Source organism: Kitasatospora sp. NPDC051853, assembly GCF_044452665.1.
Classification (GTDB): domain Bacteria; phylum Actinomycetota; class Actinomycetes; order Streptomycetales; family Streptomycetaceae; genus Kitasatospora.
The window spans coordinates 1,076,171-1,092,509 of record NZ_JBITBY010000001.1; the positions used below are offsets into that span (position 1 = coordinate 1,076,171).

Sequence of the window (16,339 nt, forward strand, 5' to 3'; positions counted from 1 at the left end):
CGCCAACACCGGGGTCATCAACGGCGGCGTGCACATCGGCACCCGGCCCCGGGCCCGGTCCGGCTACCTCCTCCAGGTCGAGGCCATCGCGGCCACCGAGCTCCGGGAACGGGAGAGTGAGCTCGCCGAGCTGGCGGCCTTCTGCACGGACGGGGCGGCGGGCCCCTCCTACTGGAGGTGGCTGGCGCCCGCCTGGGCCGGGAAGTCGGCGCTGCTGGCCCGCCTGGTGCTGGAGCCGCCGGAGGGCGTCGACATCGTCTCGTTCTTCATCACCTCCCGCCTGGCCCGGCAGAACGACGTGGCCGCCTTCTGCGAGGTGGTGCAGCGTCAGCTGTACGCGATGCTGAACGAGGAGGAGCCGCTCAGCACCCCGTGTACGCGCGACGAGCAACTGCGGCTCGCGATCGACCGCGTGGCGCAGCGCTGCGCGGAGCGCGGACGGCGCCTGGTCCTGGTGGTGGACGGCCTGGACGAGGACCGCGGCGTGACCGCGGGGCCGGAGTCCCACAGCATCGCCGCGCTGTTGCCGCGCGTCCCCCCGCACGGCATGCGGATCGTCCTGGCCGGCCGCCCGCACCCGCCGGTCCCGGAGGACGTCGCCCCGGACCATCCGCTGCGTTCGACGGAGATCGACCACCGGCTCGAACCGTCACCTCATGCGCGTGCGGCGAGGTGGTTCGCCGAGCAGGACCTGATGCGCCTGCTGGACGGCGGTGGCCTCGGTCGCGAGCTCATCGGGCTGACCGTGGCGGCGGGCGGCGGTCTGAGCGCGTCCGACCTGGCTGAACTGACCGGCAGTCGGACGCGCCTGATCGAGCGTGAGCTCTCGGCGGTGGGTGGTCGGAGTTTCCAGCGACGGGCCGCCACTTGGCGCGCCGACGCTCCCGAGGCGTACCTGCTGGCCCACGAAGAGATCCAGCAGAGCGCGGCGGAGCTCATCACTGCCGAGGAACTGGTCGGCTACCGGACACGCCTGTACACGTGGGCCCGGAGGTACCGGGACGGCGGCTGGCCGGACACGACCCCTGAGTACCTGTTGCGCGGCTACGCCCAACTCCTCCAAGAGGCCGGAGAGACAGGTCAGTTGGTGTACCTGGTCAGTGACTCCGCGCGGCACGAGCGACTCTGGCAGACCACCGGCTCGGACCTGCACGGGCTGTACGAGATGTCGGCCGCCATGGAGCAGCTGTTGTCCGACGGCCGGCGGACCGGAGACCAGGACGTCTCCTCCGCCCTGCGACTCGCGGTGTCACGGAAGCGTCTTGAAGGCCGGACGGTCATCGCGCCCGAGCTGATCGCGCTGTGGGCCAAGCTCGGGGACACGGACCGCGCGGTCAGCCTGGCCAGGTCGCAACCAGAGGCGTACGAACGGGTCGCGGCTCTGGCGGCGGTGGCCGAGGTGCTTGCCGCCGAGGGGCAGCCGACACAGGCGCTGCGACTGCTCGACGGAGGATGGTCCGCCAAGGAGAGCTCCAAGCTCCTCAGGGGGATCGCCGAAGGGCTCGCGGAGGCGGGTCGTGGTGCCGAGGCATGGCGGATCGCGTCGAGCATCACGGACGTGGAGGCCAGGGCGGCGGCCCTCACCGCAGCACTGAAAGCAATGGCTGCCAAGGAGGACGGGCCGGCCGACCTCTGTGCGGCCGAGGCCGTCGCGGCGGCGGAGAGGGTGACCAATATCGTCACCCAGACCGAACTCCGGTCCTCCCTGGCACTCTCGCTCGCTGCGCTGGGCCACACCCGACGGGCAGCGGAGCTGATCGACCGGGCGGTCGAGACCGCCTCGCGGGACCACGAGCCCTTCCGACGGCCGCAGCTCCTGGCCATGGTGAGCAAGGACATTGCGACGGATCCCCGTCTTGCCCCGAAGGCTTGGGAGCTTGCTCGCGGAGCCGCGCGACTGACCGAGAACCTCGAAGACCCCGAAGACGTGGCATGGGTCCTCTCCGGAGTCGCCGCGGCCCTGGGGGCGACCGGGCAGGAGGGGCGGGCGGTGGCACTGATCGACGGTTTCTTCGACGACGGCCCGGAGCGGGCCGCAGCCGTGGCATCCGTCGGTCAAGCTGTGGCGGAGGCCGGTGACGTGGCTTCGGCCTTGCGGTGGGCGGAACGTCTGGCGGATTCCCACGGCCTGGCGGAGGTGCTCATCGCGGTCGGCCTGACGTCGGCTCGGCGTGGTGAGTCGGACCGGTGCGCAGCGGTTGCGGCGAGGATCGTGGACGCGGCCGCAAAGGAGGACGGAGCCGGCCGGCAGGCCAAACTGCTGGTCGGCGCCGCCGACTTCCTGCACCGGGCGGGCCTGGTGGAGGCGGCCCGTTCGCTGGCGACGGCCGCTACCGCAGTGGTGCGGGACGGTGCCCCGCACCGGAGAAGGTTCCGTGAGCTCGTGGAGTTCGCCCACGTGCTCGGGACCTCGGGTGTCAAGGAGCTGGGTGCCAGGGTGGTCCGCGTGGCCCGGGACAGTGTGGAGGGACCGGGCGGAGGCTTCGGGTACGTGCTGGACCTCGTACGTGTGGCGGAGGCTCTGCACCACACGGGGCACGAGGTGGAAGCGCTGGAACTGCTCCGCGTCCTGCTGGACTACATCGAGGAGTACGTCGGTGGATCGGAGCAGGCCGAGGCGATGTGGCGGGTGGCCGATGCGTTCGCGAGCGCGGGACACCAGGGCCGGGCAGGAGAGCTGGCATCGGAGATCCTGGAGCTGGCAGAGACCCGGAGCAGTTCTTCCCGTCGGGCGTGGGACACCTTGAGTGCGGTGCACGCGTTCATCGCCGCCAAGGACTTCGTCAGGGCGCTCGAACTTCTCGACACCCTGCCATGGGAGTTGACCATCGAGTCCCGGTCCGAGGCCGTGAAAGCACTGGCGGACGCCGGTGACCTGGGCCTGGCCGAGCGTGTGGCCCGCGCGCTCGAGGGCTGGTGGGAGTTCGACCGGAGCATGGGGTACCTGGCGGCGGGAAGCGCGGTGGCCGGCGACTTCGTGCGTGCCCTGCGCCTGCTCAACGAGATGGAGAGTCCGGTCCTGTGCGACAGGGCGACACCGGCGGTCGTCCGAGCGTTGGCCCGGGCCGGTGTGCCGGACGAGGCGCGAGCCTTGACCGAGACCGTCACGGAACCCGAGAACCGGGGTCAGGCGTTGGGCTCCATCGCCGCATCCTTCGGTGCCGGCCCTCGCGGACGGGTCGTGTTGGTCGAGGCACTGTCACTCGGCCAGTGGGACCAACTGGTCTCGGACGTGGCCGTCGTGACGCCTGATTGCCTTCCGCTCCTTGTCGAGCTCGTCCTGCAGGAGGACTAGCTTTTGCGCCGGGCGGAGCGTCAGGACCGGCGGGCCCGAGCAGCCAGGACAGTGCCGACCGCCGTGACCGCCACCGCTCCTGCGGCGAGGGCCGCCCGGTCGGAGCGCCAGGAGAGCACTGAGCCCCGGGAGTGGGCTGAGAGCACCGAGCCGACGCTCAGCCAGGAGGCGGCGGAGAAGGCGGACATCGAGGAGCCGGCCGAGCCGATCGAGAGGAAGCTGCCGACGGAGCCGATCGAGAGCGCGGATCCCACCGACCCGATCGACAGGAAGGAGCCCACCGAGCCGATCGAGAGGGCGGAGTTGCGGGAGCACAGCGAACGGAAGTTGGCCATGAACGGCATCCTAGGGCCTCGCCTCCGGATTGCTGGGGACCGTACTGCCTGCTTTAATAAACGAACGTTCATTTACTAATGAGGAGCGAGGATGGCGGGCCGGCCGAGGAGCGTCCCCGATGAAGTGATCCTGCGGGCCGCCACCGAGGTGATCGGGCGCGGCGGTCCGTCCGGGCTGACGCTCGCGGCCGTGGCGCGGGAGGTCGGGTTGGCGCCGGCGACGTTGGTGCAGCGGTTCGGGTCGAAGGCCGGGTTGCTGGCGGCGTTGGCGCGGCACTCGGCGGCGGAGGCGGCCGCGCTGCCGGAGCGGGTGCGGGCCGAGCACGACGACCTGCTGGCCGCGTTGACCGCCCTGGTGGCCGACTGGATGGCACCGATGGACACCCCGGAGCGGTTCGCCAACCATCTGGCGATGCTCTGCGCCGACCTCGCCGACCCCGAGCTGCACGCGCACGCCCGTACCGCCCACGAGGCCCAACTCGCTGCCGTGAAGTCCCTGCTGACCGAGGCTCAGCTGGCCGGTGAGCTGCGGGAGAGCGCCGACGCCCGAGCGCTGGCCGGATCGGTGCAGGCCGTGACGGCCGGTGCCGGGCTGGTGTGGGCGGTCGAGCGGTACGGCCCGTTGGCCGAGCGGTTGGCACGCGAGTTGAGCATCTTGATCACCCCGTATCTCACCCAGGAGCAGACATGAGCAACGGACAGCGCCCACTGGCGGGCAAGGTGGCCCTGGTGGCGGGCGGGACCCGAGGGGGCGGCCGCGGCATCGCGGTCGAGCTCGGCGCGGCCGGGGCGACGGTGTACGTCACCGGGCGGAGCAGCGCGGCGGGCGGCCGCTCTGAGCTGGACCGTCCGGAGACGATCGAGGCGACGGCCGAACTGGTCACCAAGGCGGGCGGGTTGGGCATCCCCGTCCGGGTCGACCACGCCGACGCCGCCGAGGTCCGGGCGCTGGTGGAGCGGATCGCCGCCGAGCAGGACGGCCGACTGGACGTGCTGGTCAACTCGGTCTGGGGCGGCGACCCGCTCACCGACTGGGAGCACCCGCTCTGGGAGCAGGACCTGGACACCGGGCTGCGCCTGCTGCGGCAGGCGGTGGAGACCCATGTGATCACCAGCCGCTACGCCCTCCCGCTGATGGTCGCGCGGCGCAGCGGCCTGGTGGTCGAGGTCACCGACGGCAACACCGCCCGCTACCGGGGTTCGTTCTTCTACGACCTCGCCAAGTCCTCGGTCATCCGCCTCGCCGTCGCCCAGGCCGCCGAGCTCAAGCCGCACGGCGTCGCGGCGGTGGCACTCACCCCGGGCTTCCTGCGCTCGGAGGCCCTGCTGGAGCACTTCGGCGTCACCGAGGAGAACTGGCGCGACGCCGCCGCCAAGGACCCGAACTTCGCCCACTCCGAGACCCCGGCCTACCTCGGCCGGGCAGTCGCGGCCCTCGCCGCCGACCCGAAGGTCATGGAGAAGTCCGGCCGGGCGCTGGCCACTTGGGGCCTGTACCGGGAGTACGGCTTCACCGACGCGGACGGCTCCCAACCGGACTTCGCCGCCCACTGGGCCGCCGAACTGGAGCCGGAGTTCGGCCCGCTGGGCGACCCGCTCTAGCACCTGACGGCCCGGCAAGGTGAGGTCTACCGCCGGACCGTCAAGGGTCGATCCGGTGGGTCGGGACGGGCGGGCAAGGCGTCGGCGTGGGGCCTGCCGTCGTGCTCGGTCGGCCGGACGGAGGGGAGGCGGTGACGAGCAGATCGGGGGAGAAGCAGGGGACGGTCCAGAGACGGGCGGTCCGGTCGGCGCCTGCCGTGGCGAGCCGGCGCCCGTCCGGGCTGAAGGCGAGGTCGAGCACGGGTTCCTGATGGTCGGTGAGAGTGGCGAAGGTCTTGCCACCGGTCAGGTCCCAGAGGCGCGCGGTCCGGTCCGCGCTGGCCGTGGCCAGGGTCTTCCCGTCGGGGCTGAACGCCAGGTCGGTGATGTCGGCTCCGTGGCCGGTGAGGCTGCTGTCGGTGAGCCTGCCCATGCGGGTGTCCACGAAGCGGACCCGGCGACCGGCTGCGACTGCCAACGTCAATCCGTCGGGGCTGAACGCCGTGGCGGAGAAGGACGTGCCGTAGTTGTCCTCGCGGAGGGCGAGGCCGGTGACGGTGGCGCCGGTGGCGATGTTCCAGAGGCGTACGGCGCCGTCCTCGCCTTCGGTGCCGACCGTGGCAACGCTCGTCCCGTCAGGGCTGAAGGCGATCGCGGACGCGTGCACGTTCCGTCCGATGGCGAAGGAGGGATTTCCGGTCGCCACCTCCCAACCGCGGATTCTGTCGCCGGCAGCCACGGTGACGAGGGTCCTCGCGTCCCGGCTGAAGGCCATCGCGGAGATCGACTGGAGGAACCCCGCGGCGGTGATCGTCGCGAGGGTCCTGCCGGTCGCCACCTCGGTCAGCCGGACCTTCTCGGCCCCGGCGGTGGCGAGCACCCTCCCGTCGTTGCTCAGCAGTACACCGCGCGCACTACCGGACACGGGGTCCGGGATCACCGGTGTGGCCTTGAGGGTCGTGGTGTCCCAGAGGCGGGTGATGCCAGTGTGGCCGCTGACGGTGAGATTCGTGCCGTCGGGGCCGAAGGCCACTGCCTCGGCCGATTCGAGGTCGTCGAGAACGGCCGTGGAGGCCGGCACCGCGCCGTCCGGCGTGGTCCGGTCGAGGTTGTAGACGATGCTGCCGATGATGAGCAGCACCACCAGTACGACGGCACCGGTCCCCGAGTTCTTGCGCCCGGCATCTGGCGCCTCGTTGCTCTCCTCGGTCGCGCTCCGGTTGCCGTCCGCCCGTTGCGCCGAGCGCTGCGGCGGCAGCTTCGCGTCCTTCGCCTGGTCGGCGGAGGCCTCGGGCGGGAGGTGGAAGTGCTGTTCGTTGACGACCTGCGCGTGATCCCCGGTCATGACGATCCCGCTGACGCCCCCGCCGACCGAGACCGTCCGCTCGATGTCGACCGTGACGGACGGCGGTGGGGACGCGGGCGGCGGATCGCCGGGCTTCTCCCCGTCGTCTCCAGGCGGACGCGTCACTCAGTGCCGCCGACGGTGGTGTCGCCGGTGCTCACCACTCCGGTGATGTCCCCGCCGGCCGAGACGGACCGCGACGTGTTGATGGTGAACGAGCCGGGCGCGGACGGGGTCGCAGGGGAGGCCTTCTCGCCCGCCGAGGTGGTGGGAGCCCGCCCGGGCGGGTCGACCAGCCGGTCACCCGTCGACACCCGGGCCGAGATGTTTCCCCCCGCGCTGACGGACCGTTCGTTCGTGATCGTCACCGTCAGCGGTGCCGATGCCGTTGGCACGGGCGGCTGCCGGAGGGCGTACAGCGACGCACCCAGCGCCGCGACCCCTGCGAGTGCTCCCAGCACCGATGCCACACGGTCGGCGGTGTCCAGGTCCACGGCGACCGCGACCACCAACAAGACCGTCGCCGCCAGCGCACCGACGACCGCCGCCACTCGGGCCAACACCCTGCTGTGAATTGTCACTTGCCCATCATCACCCGCGTGCTCGCGAATTCAAATATGATCTACGGCCTTGCTGGTCAAGGCACTTGGTGGGCTGCCCGTCAGTCGATCCAGACCACGACGGCGTGGCCTGCGTAGGCGGCGGACCGGAAGAACTCCACCAGAGGGGCGAACGCCTCGCGGGCCCAGTCCAGTGCCGCGGTGTCCGTGATCTGCGGGTAGATCTCGGCTGCGGCGAGCTCGACCCGGGCGACATCCGCGATCAGCTCGTCGTAGGTCAGCCGGCCCAGCCCGTCGGAGGCTTCCCGCACCTGCTCGACCGTCAGGTACTGCGGCGGCCCGTAGCCCCAGTCCCCGGCCCCGGGCACGGGCTCCTCGCCCTGCACGACGTCGACCGGGAAGCCCGACCTCCGCAACAGGAAACCGAGCAGGTCCCAGGCCCGCTCCGTGCTGAAGTACCGCGCACTGTCCGGCTCCAACACCGCTTCCTCCTCGTGCTCCTGGATGTCGTTGGCGAAGCCCCAGGCCCACTCGGGGTCCTCCAGGACCTGGGCCAGTTCCCCAGGGGTCACGCGCAGGTAAGCGCCGTTCATGCTCATGCACGGCAGCCTATGGAAAAGGTCCGACAGGAAAACCCGCTGGTCATTCCTGTCGGGTTCGGAAGACTGGGGACATGCAGCCGTTTCCCGCGAACCCCGACTCCCTGAAGGGCCCGGTCACGCTCCTCGACGAGCAGGGCAAGCTCTGGGCGCTCCACCGCAAGCGCCTGGACTTCCGCGTCGTCCGTCGGATGGTCAAGGACGCGGCGACGCCCGTCGTGTGGGGCGAGATGGGCGGCATCCGTCCCCGGCAGGTCGCCGAGGACGAGCGCGCCACGCTCTGGAGCCGGGTGAAGGGCGCGTACAAGGGCCCCGGCGGAACGCCCTCGACCGGCCGCTACCTGGCCCACGAATTCCGTGCAGAGCCGGGACGCCGCCTGCTCTACATCGAGGACCACTGCTGAGTCCGGGCAGGTCGGCGCGGTCCGTCGGATGCGCCCTGTTCCTCCGCGGCTGCCGGACGGGCAGGTCGGCGGGGGTGGGCAAGAACCGGTGAGAGGCCGGTGAGGTCATGCGGGTGAGTGATCGTCAGGTACGTCGCACTCCGAAGGGACCGAGGCTCGTGCGCTCCTCGTTGGTCCGTGATGCTTCCCGTTCGGGTCGGGGTCCAGGAGCCGGCGGATGCGCTCGTACTCGGCGGCCATCTCGGGTGTGGCGAGGAAGTCACCGAGGGCGGCGGAGACTTCGTGGTCCACGTCCTCGATCGAACGGATGGCGAGTTCGTAGACCTCCTCGCGCCCGTTCTGCTCCAGGTAGCCCTGCCAGTGCTCCAACGCCTGGACGACGGCCAGGACTCCGGTGTCCAGGTCGTCGTCGGCCAGGATGCCGTCGTCGATCGTCGCGAGCTCGCGGCCCAGCCCGGCGGCGCCGAGCGTCAGCACGTTCGCGCAGGCGTTGGCGAGTGCTGCCCAGGCGTCAGCGGTGAGTTCACCCTCATCGGCGTCCCGGAACCGTTCGGGGCGCACCAGGCGGACGACCGTTTCCTCCCCGAAGGCACGGACGCCGCTCTCGGTGGCCGCACCGACCAGCCGACGTATCTCCGCATCGAGCTCGCTGTAGTCCATGCCCCGCACTCTAGTTTCCGGGCCGGGTGCCGTTCAGCCCGCTGACCGGTCAGGAGGGCGGCCGGGCCGCCCTCCTGACCATGTGTCGGGGGTCGTCAGTGGCCCCGGGCGATCCACTCCGCGCGGTGCGGGGCCTCGGCGCCGATGGTGCTGGTGTCGCCGTGGCCGGTGCGCACCACCGTCTCCGGGGGCAGCTTGAGGAGGTTGTCCGTGATGGAGTCGATGATGGTCGGGAAGTCCGAGAAGGACCGGCCGGTGGCGCCGGGGCCGCCGGCGAAGAGGGTGTCGCCGGTGAAGACGGTGTCCAGCTCCGGCGCGTGGAGGCAGACCGCGCCCGGGGCGTGGCCCGGGGTGTGAAGGACCGTCAGTTCGGTGCCCGCGACGGAGAGGACCTGGCCGTCGGCGAGGTCGCCGTCGGGGGTGCGGTCGGGGTGGGTGAGCCGCCAGAGCGGGAGGTCGGCCGGGTGGAGGAGGACCGGGGCGCCGGTCCGGTCGGCCAGGGCGGGGGCGGCGCCGACGTGGTCGTCGTGGGCGTGGGTGCAGACGATGGCCACCAGGCGGCGGTCGCCGACCGCGGCGGCGATGGCCTCGGCGTCGTGGGCGGCGTCGATGACCAGCACCTCCTGGTCGTCACCGACCAGCCAGACGTTGTTGTCGACCTCCCAGGTGCCGCCGTCGAGGGAGAAGGTGCCGGAGGTGACGAGGCGTTCGATGCGCGCGGTCATCAGAAGACCACCACCGAACGCAGCACCTCACCGCGGTGCATCCGGTCGAAGGCGCCCTCGACGCCGTCCAGCGGGATGGTCTCGCTGACGAAGGCGTCCAGGTCCAGGCGCCCCTGGAGGTAGAGGTCGACCAGCAGCGGGAAGTCCCGCTCCGGCAGGCAGTCGCCGTACCAGCTGGACTTGAGCGCGCCGCCCCGGCCGAACACGTCGAGCAGCGGCAGTTCGAGCCGCATCTCCGGCGTCGGCACGCCGACCAGGACCACGGTGCCCGCCAGGTCACGGGCGTAGAAGGCCTGCTGGTAGGTCTCGGGGCGGCCGACCGCGTCGATCACCACGTCCGCGCCGAAGCCGCCGGTCAGCTCGCGGATCGCCTCCACGGCGTCCGTCGAACGGGAGTTGACGGTGTGGGTGGCGCCCAGGCCCTTGGCCAGCTCCAGCTTGTGGTCGTCGATGTCCACCGCGATGATCCGGGACGCGCCGGCCAGCCGGGAGCCGGCGACGGCCGCGCCGCCCACCCCGCCGCAGCCGATCACCGCGACGGTGTCGCCGCGGCCGACCGCGCCGGTGTTGACCGCCGCGCCGAGCCCGGCCATCACGCCGCAGCCGAGCAGGCCGGCGGCGGCCGGGGAAGCGGCCGGGTCGACCTTGGTGCACTGGCCGGCGGCGACCAGGGTCTTCTCGGCGAAGGCGCCGATGCCCAGGGCGGGGGAGAGCTCGGTGCCGTCCAGCAGGGTCATCCGCTGCTTGGCGTTGTGGGTGGCGAAGCAGTACCACGGCCGGCCGCGCTTGCAGGCGCGACACTGGCCGCAGACCGCACGCCAGTTGAGCACCACGAAGTCCCCCGGGGCCACCTCGGTGACGCCCTCGCCGACCGACTCGACGACGCCCGCCGCCTCGTGGCCGAGCAGGTACGGGAACTCGTCGCCGATCCCGCCCTCCCGGTAGTGCAGGTCGGTGTGGCAGACCCCGCAGGCCTGGATCTTCACCACCGCCTCGCCCGGCCCCGGGTCCGGCACCACGATGGTCTCCAGCCGGACCGGCTCACCCTTGGCGCGTGCGATGACGCCCTGCACCTGCTGCGGCATGCTCTGTGTCTCCTTACGACGGACGAGTGACGACACCCGTCAGCCTACGCAGCTCCGGCCGCCCGGCGCCCCGTATCCGAGGGCGCGTCGGCCACCGGGGGCGGCGCGGGGGCGTGAGGTGCGCCACCAGCGCGTCCGTGCCCCGGAAGGTCGCACCGGCCGGTGCGGTGTGCCGTCGGCGGACGGCGCCCGCGGCGTGCCGCGACTCCGGAAAGTCCGGCCCGGCTGTTCGCACCGTCCGCCGACGGGGTGTCACGATGCGGGTTTGGCAGGGCGAACCGGAGCGGAGCGTACCGGGAGGGACGGAGCCCGATGGGTGAGCGACCGGCTTTCGGAGTGCTGGGGCCCTTGGAGGTCCGGTTCGGCGGTGCCGGGCTGCGGGTCGGCGGGCCGATCCCGGCGCGGGTGCTGACGATGCTGCTGCTGTCGCCGGGCCGGATGGTCCCCGTCAGCCGGCTGGTCGCGGCCGCCTGGGAGGAGGCCCCGCCCGCGACCGCCGCGCACCAGATCCGCAAGGCCGTCGCCGAGCTGCGCCAGCGCATCCCCGGCGGCCCCGCCCTGCTGCTCACCGACGGCCCCGGCTACCAAGTCGAGCTCGGCCAGGAGCAGTTGGACCTCAGCCTGTTCACCCAGCTGCTGCGGCAGGCCCGCGAGGCGCTCGACGCCGAGCGGCTCCCGGAGGCCGCCGACCGTCTGCGGCGGGCGTTGGCACTCTGGCGCGGCCCGGTGATGGCGGGCCACGGCGGTTCGGTGATCGCGGCCGCCTCGGCCGTGCTGGAGGAGCGGCGGCTGGCCGCCGTGGGGCAGCTGCTGGAGCTGCGGCTCGCGCTCGGGGAGTCGGAGCAACTGGTAGGCGAATTGCGGGAGTTGTGCGCGGAGCACCCGCTCCGCGAGACCTTCCGCGGGCATCTGATGCTGGCCCTGCACCGCTCCGGCCGACGGGCCGAGGCGCTGGCCGAGTACGCGGCCACCCGGGCCCTGCTGGTCGAGGAGCTCGGGGTGGAGCCGGGCCAGCAGTTGAGCCGCCTGCACCAGTCCATCCTGCGGGGCAGCCCCGAACTGGCCGGCAACGGCAGAGGACCCGCCGCCGCCCCGGCGCCCGCGTCGTCGTCCCCGCTCCGGCGGCCGGAGCCCTCCGGCGGCCCGGTCGGCGCGGGCAGCGAGGGCAGCCCGGTGGGTGCGGTCGACGCGGCAGCCTCGGCGGTCCCCGCCGCGGCCGTCGTTTCCGTCGCGACCGTCGCCCCCGCCCCGTGCACCCTGCCGTACGACCTCGCCGACTTCACCGGCCGCGAGGCCGAACTCGCCCGTCTGACCGAGGGGACGGGACGCGTCGAGGGCCCCGTGCGCATCCTCACCGTCGACGGCATGGGCGGCAGCGGCAAGACCGCCCTGCTGGTACGGGCCGCGCACCGGCTGGCCCCGTCCTTCCCCGACGGCCAGTTCTACTCCGACCTGCGCGGGTTCAGCCCCGGCGAACGGCCCTGCGACCCGGCGGCGGTGCTCGGCACCCTGCTGCGCTGCCTCGGCGTGCCCGGCGAGCAGCTGCCGGAGGGCGTCGCGGCCCGCTCCGCGCTCTGGCGCTCGGCCCTGACGGGCCGTCGGGTGCTGCTGGTGCTAGACAACGCCGCCGACGCGGCCCAGGTGCGGCCCCTGCTCCCCGCCTCGGCCGGCTGCCGGGTCCTGGTCGCCAGCCGCCGGCGCCTGGTCGGCCTGGACGGCTCGGACGCGGTCTCGCTCGGCCTGCTCACCCCCGGCCAGAGCGCCGGACTGCTCACCGCCACCCTCGGCGCCGCCCGCACCGGCCAGGACCCGGACGCCGTACGGGAGTTGGCCGAACACTGCGGGCACCTGCCGCTCGCGCTGCGGATCGCCGCCGCCCGGCTGCGCAACCGTCCGCTGTGGACGGTCCGGCACCTCACGGACCGCCTGGCGGACGAGTCCCGGCGCCTGGACGAACTCCGGTCGGGCGACCGGAGCGTGGAGGCCGCCGTCCGGCTCTCCTACGAGGTGCTGGGGGAGCGGCACCGGCGCGCCCTGCGCCTGCTCGGCCGCTGCCCGGGCGGCGGGATCGACGTCCACGGGGCGGCGGCGCTGTTCGGGCTGGCCCCGTACCAGGCGGAAGACCTGCTGGAGCAGTTGATGGACAGCCACCTGGTCGAGCAGCACGAGCTCGGCCGGTACGCGCTGCACGGGCTGGTGCGGCAGTTCGCCCAGCGGCTGACCGGGCCCGAGGCATCCGACGCATCCGCCGCTTCAGTGGGGGAGGGGGACGAAGAGGCGGCCACGGTAAGGCTGTTGGACTACTACGTGGCCGTCACCGACGCAGCCTGCCGGTCCCGCCACCCCTGGCACGCGGCGGCGGCGGACGGGAGCGGGGAGGGCGTTCCCGTCACCCACCTGCCCTGCCTGGCCGACCCCGACCGGGCGGAGGAGTTCCTCGACCGGGAGCAGGACTCCCTGCTGCTGGCGGCGGAGCGGGCCCTGCGGCTCGGCCACCACCGGCACGCCGCCCGGTTGGCCCGCAACCTGGCCGTCCACCTCGACGCGCGCAGCCGCCACGCCGACCACCACCGGGCGGCCACCCTGGCGGTGGAGGCGGCCCGGCTCTCCGGCGACCGCCGCGAACTGTCCGCAGGCCTGACCGACCTCGCCGCGGTGCTCTGGGAACTCGGCCGCTTCGCGGAGGGGGAACGGGCCTCCACCGAGGCCCTGGAACTGGCCCGGGAGCTCGGTGAGCCGGAGGGCGAGGCCGCCGCCGCGCACCTCCTCGGCCTGATGCACAGCAGCGAGGGACGGCTCACGGAGGCGCTCGCCCACCTGGAGCGCTCCGTGCGGATGTACGGCGAACTGGCGGCAACGGGCCGTCAGGAACGGCGGGGGCACCTGGAACGGCGGGAACGGCTCGCCTGCTGCGCCCTCAGCACGGTCCGGCTCTGGCTCGGTGACCACCCCGGGGCCGTCGCCGCCGCCGAGCGCGCCGTCCGGCTCGGGCGGGGCTTCGGCCCCGGCGGCGAGGAGGTCACCGCGCTCACCGGCCTGGCCCTGGCCCGGCTCGCCGGAGGCGAACTGGCCGCCGCCAGACAGGCGGTGGACCGCGCGCTGGACCGCGGCGACGAACGCCACCGCCCCGAGGACCTCGCCCTCGCCCACGCCGTCGCCGCCGACGTCCACCAGCGACTGGGCCGCACCGCCCACGCGGCCGCCTGCGCCGAGCGGGCCGCGCGGCTGATCCGCGAGCACGGCGCGGCCGTCCGCCGCACCACCGTCGAGAACCTCCTCGGCGCGGTCGAACGCCGCAGCGGCTCCCCCCGCCGCGCCCTCGCCCTCCACCGCAGCGCCCTCACCCGCGCCGAGGCCATCGGCCACCGCCTCGAAGCCGCCCACGCCCGCGCCGGCCTCGCCGCCGCCTGGCGCGCCCTCGGCGAAACCATCCGCGCCACCAACCAACTCCGCATCGCCGACGCCCTCTTCGACACCATGGCCGTCCCCGAACGCCGCCGCGCCGCCTGAACCCGCTCTCGTGATCGACGTCAAATGTTCTGCCGGGCCGGTCAGTTGGCTGCTGCTGGGCGCGCTCGTCCGTGTACAGTGCGGGGCGGTCTTCATCGGAGGCCACGGGGGAGGAACACGTGGATCGGCAGACCCGTGAGTGAGGGCATCCGGGGCGGGGCCGTGCCCGCGGCCGTCGCCCAAGTCGTGGACGCGGCAGGTGCGGTGACGGGTGCGGGCTTCCTGGTCGCGGAGGACCTGCTGTTCAGCTGTGCCCACGTCCTGGCCGACGGCGGCTACGGTCCCGGTGACGTGGTGAGGCTCCGCTTCCCGCACGCTCCGGGCGGGCCCGCGGTCGAGGGCCGGGTGCTGGAGGACGGCTGGCGCGACCCGCAGGGCCAGGACATCGCGCTGGTACGGCTGTCGGAGGCGGTCGGGGTGGCACCGCTGCGCCTCGGGTCGGCGGTGGCGTCCCGCGGGCACCGGGTGCGCTCGTTCGGCTTCCCGTCGCAGGCGCCACCGGGCGGCCACTTCGGTTTCGCGACGGCCGGCGGGCTCCTCCCGGCCGGCGACGGGATCGGTGAGCTGCTCCAGTTGACCGGCGCCAACGACCTGACCACGGGGTTCAGCGGCGGCCCGGTGGTGGACGAGCTGACCGGCCTGGTAGCAGGCATGCTCACCGCGATCACCCCGCCCGACCGCCACGACCGGGGCTCGGGCATCGCCTACGCCACACCCTCCGCCGTCCTGCGGACGGTGCGGCCCGAACTCGGTGAGCACGACGTCACGCCCTACCGGGCGCTGGAGCCCTTCACGGCCGAGCACGCCCGGTGGTTCCGGGGGCGGGAGGAGGCGGTGCGTCAGGTGCTGGCGGGGCTGGCGGGCCGTCGCAGGGTGGTCCTGCTGCTGGGCCCCTCGGGGTCGGGCAAGTCCTCGCTCGTCCAGGCGGGAGTGCTGCCCGCGCTGACGGAGGGTCGGCTGCCGGGCAGTGACCGTTGGCGTCAGGTGGTCGTACGGCCGGCCCCGACCTATGGGCGGCCTTTGCGATGGCAGGACTGCCCGGAGCAACCAGCACCGGAAGGGCCACCACCGGTTCGCTCGCGGTGGACCCGGCCCACGGTCGCACAGTGCTGGTCGTGGACCAGTTCGAGGAACTCCTCGTCCCCTTCACGGGACCGGAAGCAGTTCAGGCTCTACAGACGATCGCCGACGCGATCGGTGAGAACACCGTGCTCAGCGTGGTCCTGGTGATGCGCGATGACTTCTACCCCCGGTTGTCTGCGTTGGCCCCCGCGTTGCTGACGGCCGCGCTGCAGGCCCGGGGCGTGCTGAACGTGCCTGCGATGCTGACCACTTCGGAACTGGGCGAGATCGTCACCGAGCCCGCCCAGGACCTCGGCACGGACCTGGAGGTGGGTCTGACCGAGCGAATCATCGCCGACGTCCTTGCCCTCAATCCCCGTACCGCCTCGGCCTCCGAGGCACCGGTCACCGTCCTGCCCTTGCTCGAAGTGACCCTCACCCGCCTGTGGGAGCGCCGCCTCGACCACGACGGCCGACTCACCCATGACGCCTATCGCCGCATCGGTGCCGTCACCGGCGCCCTCGCGGACTGGTGCGACACCGCCTTGCGTGAACTCGACCTCCACCAGCGCGACATCGCTCGAAGGATCCTGACCGCCTTGGTGCGCCCGGCAGACGAAGTACTGCAGATCCCAGCGGTCTGGTGGCGCCGTGTTGTTGTGGGAGGTGGTAACAGGCAAGACCTTCGCCACGTTGCCTGGCCGGGTTTCCGGGAGGGTCAGATCAATGGGGTTCAGCCCTGACGGGCGGACGCTGGCAGCTGCGGGCGAGTCTGGGACTGTGCGGTTGTGGGACGTGCCCACGGAGACGGTGATCACGACCCTCGTCGGCTACCGCTACCCAGTGGGTTCCGTGGCGTTCAGTCCTGATGGGCGCACCCTGGCCAGCGCGGGCCGTGACAGCACGGTGCGACTGTGGGACGTGGCCACGAGCAGAACGATCGCCATCCTCACGGGCACTACTGATCCCGTGGTCTCGGTGGCATTCGGTTCCGACGGACACTCCCTCAGTGCCGCCCTGAGCAGCAGTAGTGCCAGGCTGTGGTCGTACACCCCGCTGGGAGAGGCGGACGTCAAGGTCTGCAAGTCCGTTTCCCGTGACCTCACCTCTGCGGAGCGTGCGATGTACCTCCCCGCTCGGTCCTCCGTGTCCGTCTGTCCGGGCTGACTGCTCAGGTC

Annotated in this window: 15 protein-coding genes; 8 read left to right on the top strand and 7 right to left on the bottom strand. The window is 72.8% G+C overall.

Annotated elements, in window-relative coordinates:
• Positions 1–28: 28 nt before the first annotated feature.
• Positions 29–3,295: a hypothetical protein gene (locus tag ACIA8O_RS04665; RefSeq protein WP_396292053.1), complete on the top strand. Its 3,267-nt coding sequence runs from the start codon at positions 29–31 to the stop codon at positions 3,293–3,295.
• Between the two features lie 20 nt (positions 3,296–3,315).
• Here ACIA8O_RS04665 and ACIA8O_RS04670 read toward each other — a convergent pair whose 3' ends face one another.
• Entirely contained in the window at positions 3,316–3,630 is a 315-nt protein-coding gene (locus ACIA8O_RS04670) for a hypothetical protein (RefSeq protein ID WP_396292054.1), read from the bottom strand.
• A gap of 91 nt (positions 3,631–3,721) precedes the next feature.
• Here ACIA8O_RS04670 and ACIA8O_RS04675 point away from each other — a divergent pair, with 91 nt between their 5' ends.
• Both ACIA8O_RS04675 and ACIA8O_RS04680 read left to right on the top strand, forming a co-directional pair.
• On the top strand, positions 3,722–4,321 hold the full coding sequence (locus ACIA8O_RS04675) for a TetR/AcrR family transcriptional regulator (protein ID WP_396292055.1): 600 nt from the start codon (positions 3,722–3,724) through the stop codon (positions 4,319–4,321).
• Positions 4,318–5,232, top strand: coding sequence for an SDR family oxidoreductase (locus ACIA8O_RS04680; RefSeq protein ID WP_396292056.1), 915 nt, complete (start codon positions 4,318–4,320; stop codon positions 5,230–5,232). The genes ACIA8O_RS04675 and ACIA8O_RS04680 overlap by 4 nt, the downstream gene beginning before the upstream one ends.
• 40 nt (positions 5,233–5,272) lie before the next feature.
• Here ACIA8O_RS04680 and ACIA8O_RS04685 read toward each other — a convergent pair whose 3' ends face one another.
• From ACIA8O_RS04685 to ACIA8O_RS04695, 3 genes are all read right to left on the bottom strand, one after another.
• Positions 5,273–6,556 (bottom strand): WD40 repeat domain-containing protein, encoded by a 1,284-nt coding sequence (locus ACIA8O_RS04685; protein WP_396292057.1) that lies wholly within the window; start codon positions 6,554–6,556, stop codon positions 5,273–5,275.
• A 122-nt stretch (positions 6,557–6,678) separates the two neighbouring features.
• Positions 6,679–7,107 (bottom strand): hypothetical protein, encoded by a 429-nt coding sequence (locus ACIA8O_RS04690; protein WP_396292058.1) that lies wholly within the window; start codon positions 7,105–7,107, stop codon positions 6,679–6,681.
• Positions 7,108–7,217: 110 nt separating this feature from the next.
• Positions 7,218–7,715 carry a YfbM family protein gene (locus ACIA8O_RS04695; RefSeq protein ID WP_396292059.1) on the bottom strand — a complete coding sequence of 166 codons (498 nt, stop codon included), beginning with the start codon at positions 7,713–7,715 and terminating at the stop codon, positions 7,218–7,220.
• A gap of 74 nt (positions 7,716–7,789) precedes the next feature.
• Between ACIA8O_RS04695 and ACIA8O_RS04700 the strand changes: the two genes are divergently transcribed.
• On the top strand, positions 7,790–8,119 hold the full coding sequence (locus tag ACIA8O_RS04700; RefSeq protein ID WP_396292060.1) for a hypothetical protein: 330 nt from the start codon (positions 7,790–7,792) through the stop codon (positions 8,117–8,119).
• 105 nt (positions 8,120–8,224) lie between these two features.
• Here ACIA8O_RS04700 and ACIA8O_RS04705 read toward each other — a convergent pair whose 3' ends face one another.
• The 3 genes from ACIA8O_RS04705 to ACIA8O_RS04715 all read right to left on the bottom strand — a co-directional run bounded on the left by ACIA8O_RS04705 (position 8,225) and on the right by ACIA8O_RS04715 (position 10,589).
• Positions 8,225–8,779, bottom strand: a complete 555-nt coding sequence (locus tag ACIA8O_RS04705) for a hypothetical protein (protein ID WP_396292061.1) — start codon at positions 8,777–8,779, stop codon at positions 8,225–8,227.
• Positions 8,780–8,874: 95 nt separating this feature from the next.
• Positions 8,875–9,504, bottom strand: a complete 630-nt coding sequence (locus tag ACIA8O_RS04710) for an MBL fold metallo-hydrolase (protein ID WP_396292062.1) — start codon at positions 9,502–9,504, stop codon at positions 8,875–8,877.
• Entirely contained in the window at positions 9,504–10,589 is a 1,086-nt protein-coding gene (locus ACIA8O_RS04715; protein ID WP_396292063.1) for an S-(hydroxymethyl)mycothiol dehydrogenase, read from the bottom strand. The genes ACIA8O_RS04710 and ACIA8O_RS04715 overlap by 1 nt, the downstream gene beginning before the upstream one ends.
• 312 nt (positions 10,590–10,901) lie before the next feature.
• Here ACIA8O_RS04715 and ACIA8O_RS04720 point away from each other — a divergent pair, with 312 nt between their 5' ends.
• The 4 genes from ACIA8O_RS04720 to ACIA8O_RS04735 all read left to right on the top strand — a co-directional run bounded on the left by ACIA8O_RS04720 (position 10,902) and on the right by ACIA8O_RS04735 (position 16,328).
• Positions 10,902–14,099: an AfsR/SARP family transcriptional regulator gene (locus ACIA8O_RS04720; RefSeq protein WP_396292064.1), complete on the top strand. Its 3,198-nt coding sequence runs from the start codon at positions 10,902–10,904 to the stop codon at positions 14,097–14,099.
• 135 nt (positions 14,100–14,234) lie between these two features.
• Positions 14,235–15,329 carry a trypsin-like peptidase domain-containing protein gene (locus ACIA8O_RS04725; RefSeq protein ID WP_396292065.1) on the top strand — a complete coding sequence of 365 codons (1,095 nt, stop codon included), beginning with the start codon at positions 14,235–14,237 and terminating at the stop codon, positions 15,327–15,329.
• Entirely contained in the window at positions 15,215–15,904 is a 690-nt protein-coding gene (locus ACIA8O_RS04730) for a hypothetical protein (RefSeq protein WP_396292066.1), read from the top strand. Before ACIA8O_RS04725 ends, ACIA8O_RS04730 begins: the two co-directional genes overlap by 115 nt.
• Entirely contained in the window at positions 15,888–16,328 is a 441-nt protein-coding gene (locus ACIA8O_RS04735; RefSeq protein WP_396292067.1) for a WD40 repeat domain-containing protein, read from the top strand. The genes ACIA8O_RS04730 and ACIA8O_RS04735 overlap by 17 nt, the downstream gene beginning before the upstream one ends.
• Positions 16,329–16,339: the final 11 nt, after the last annotated feature.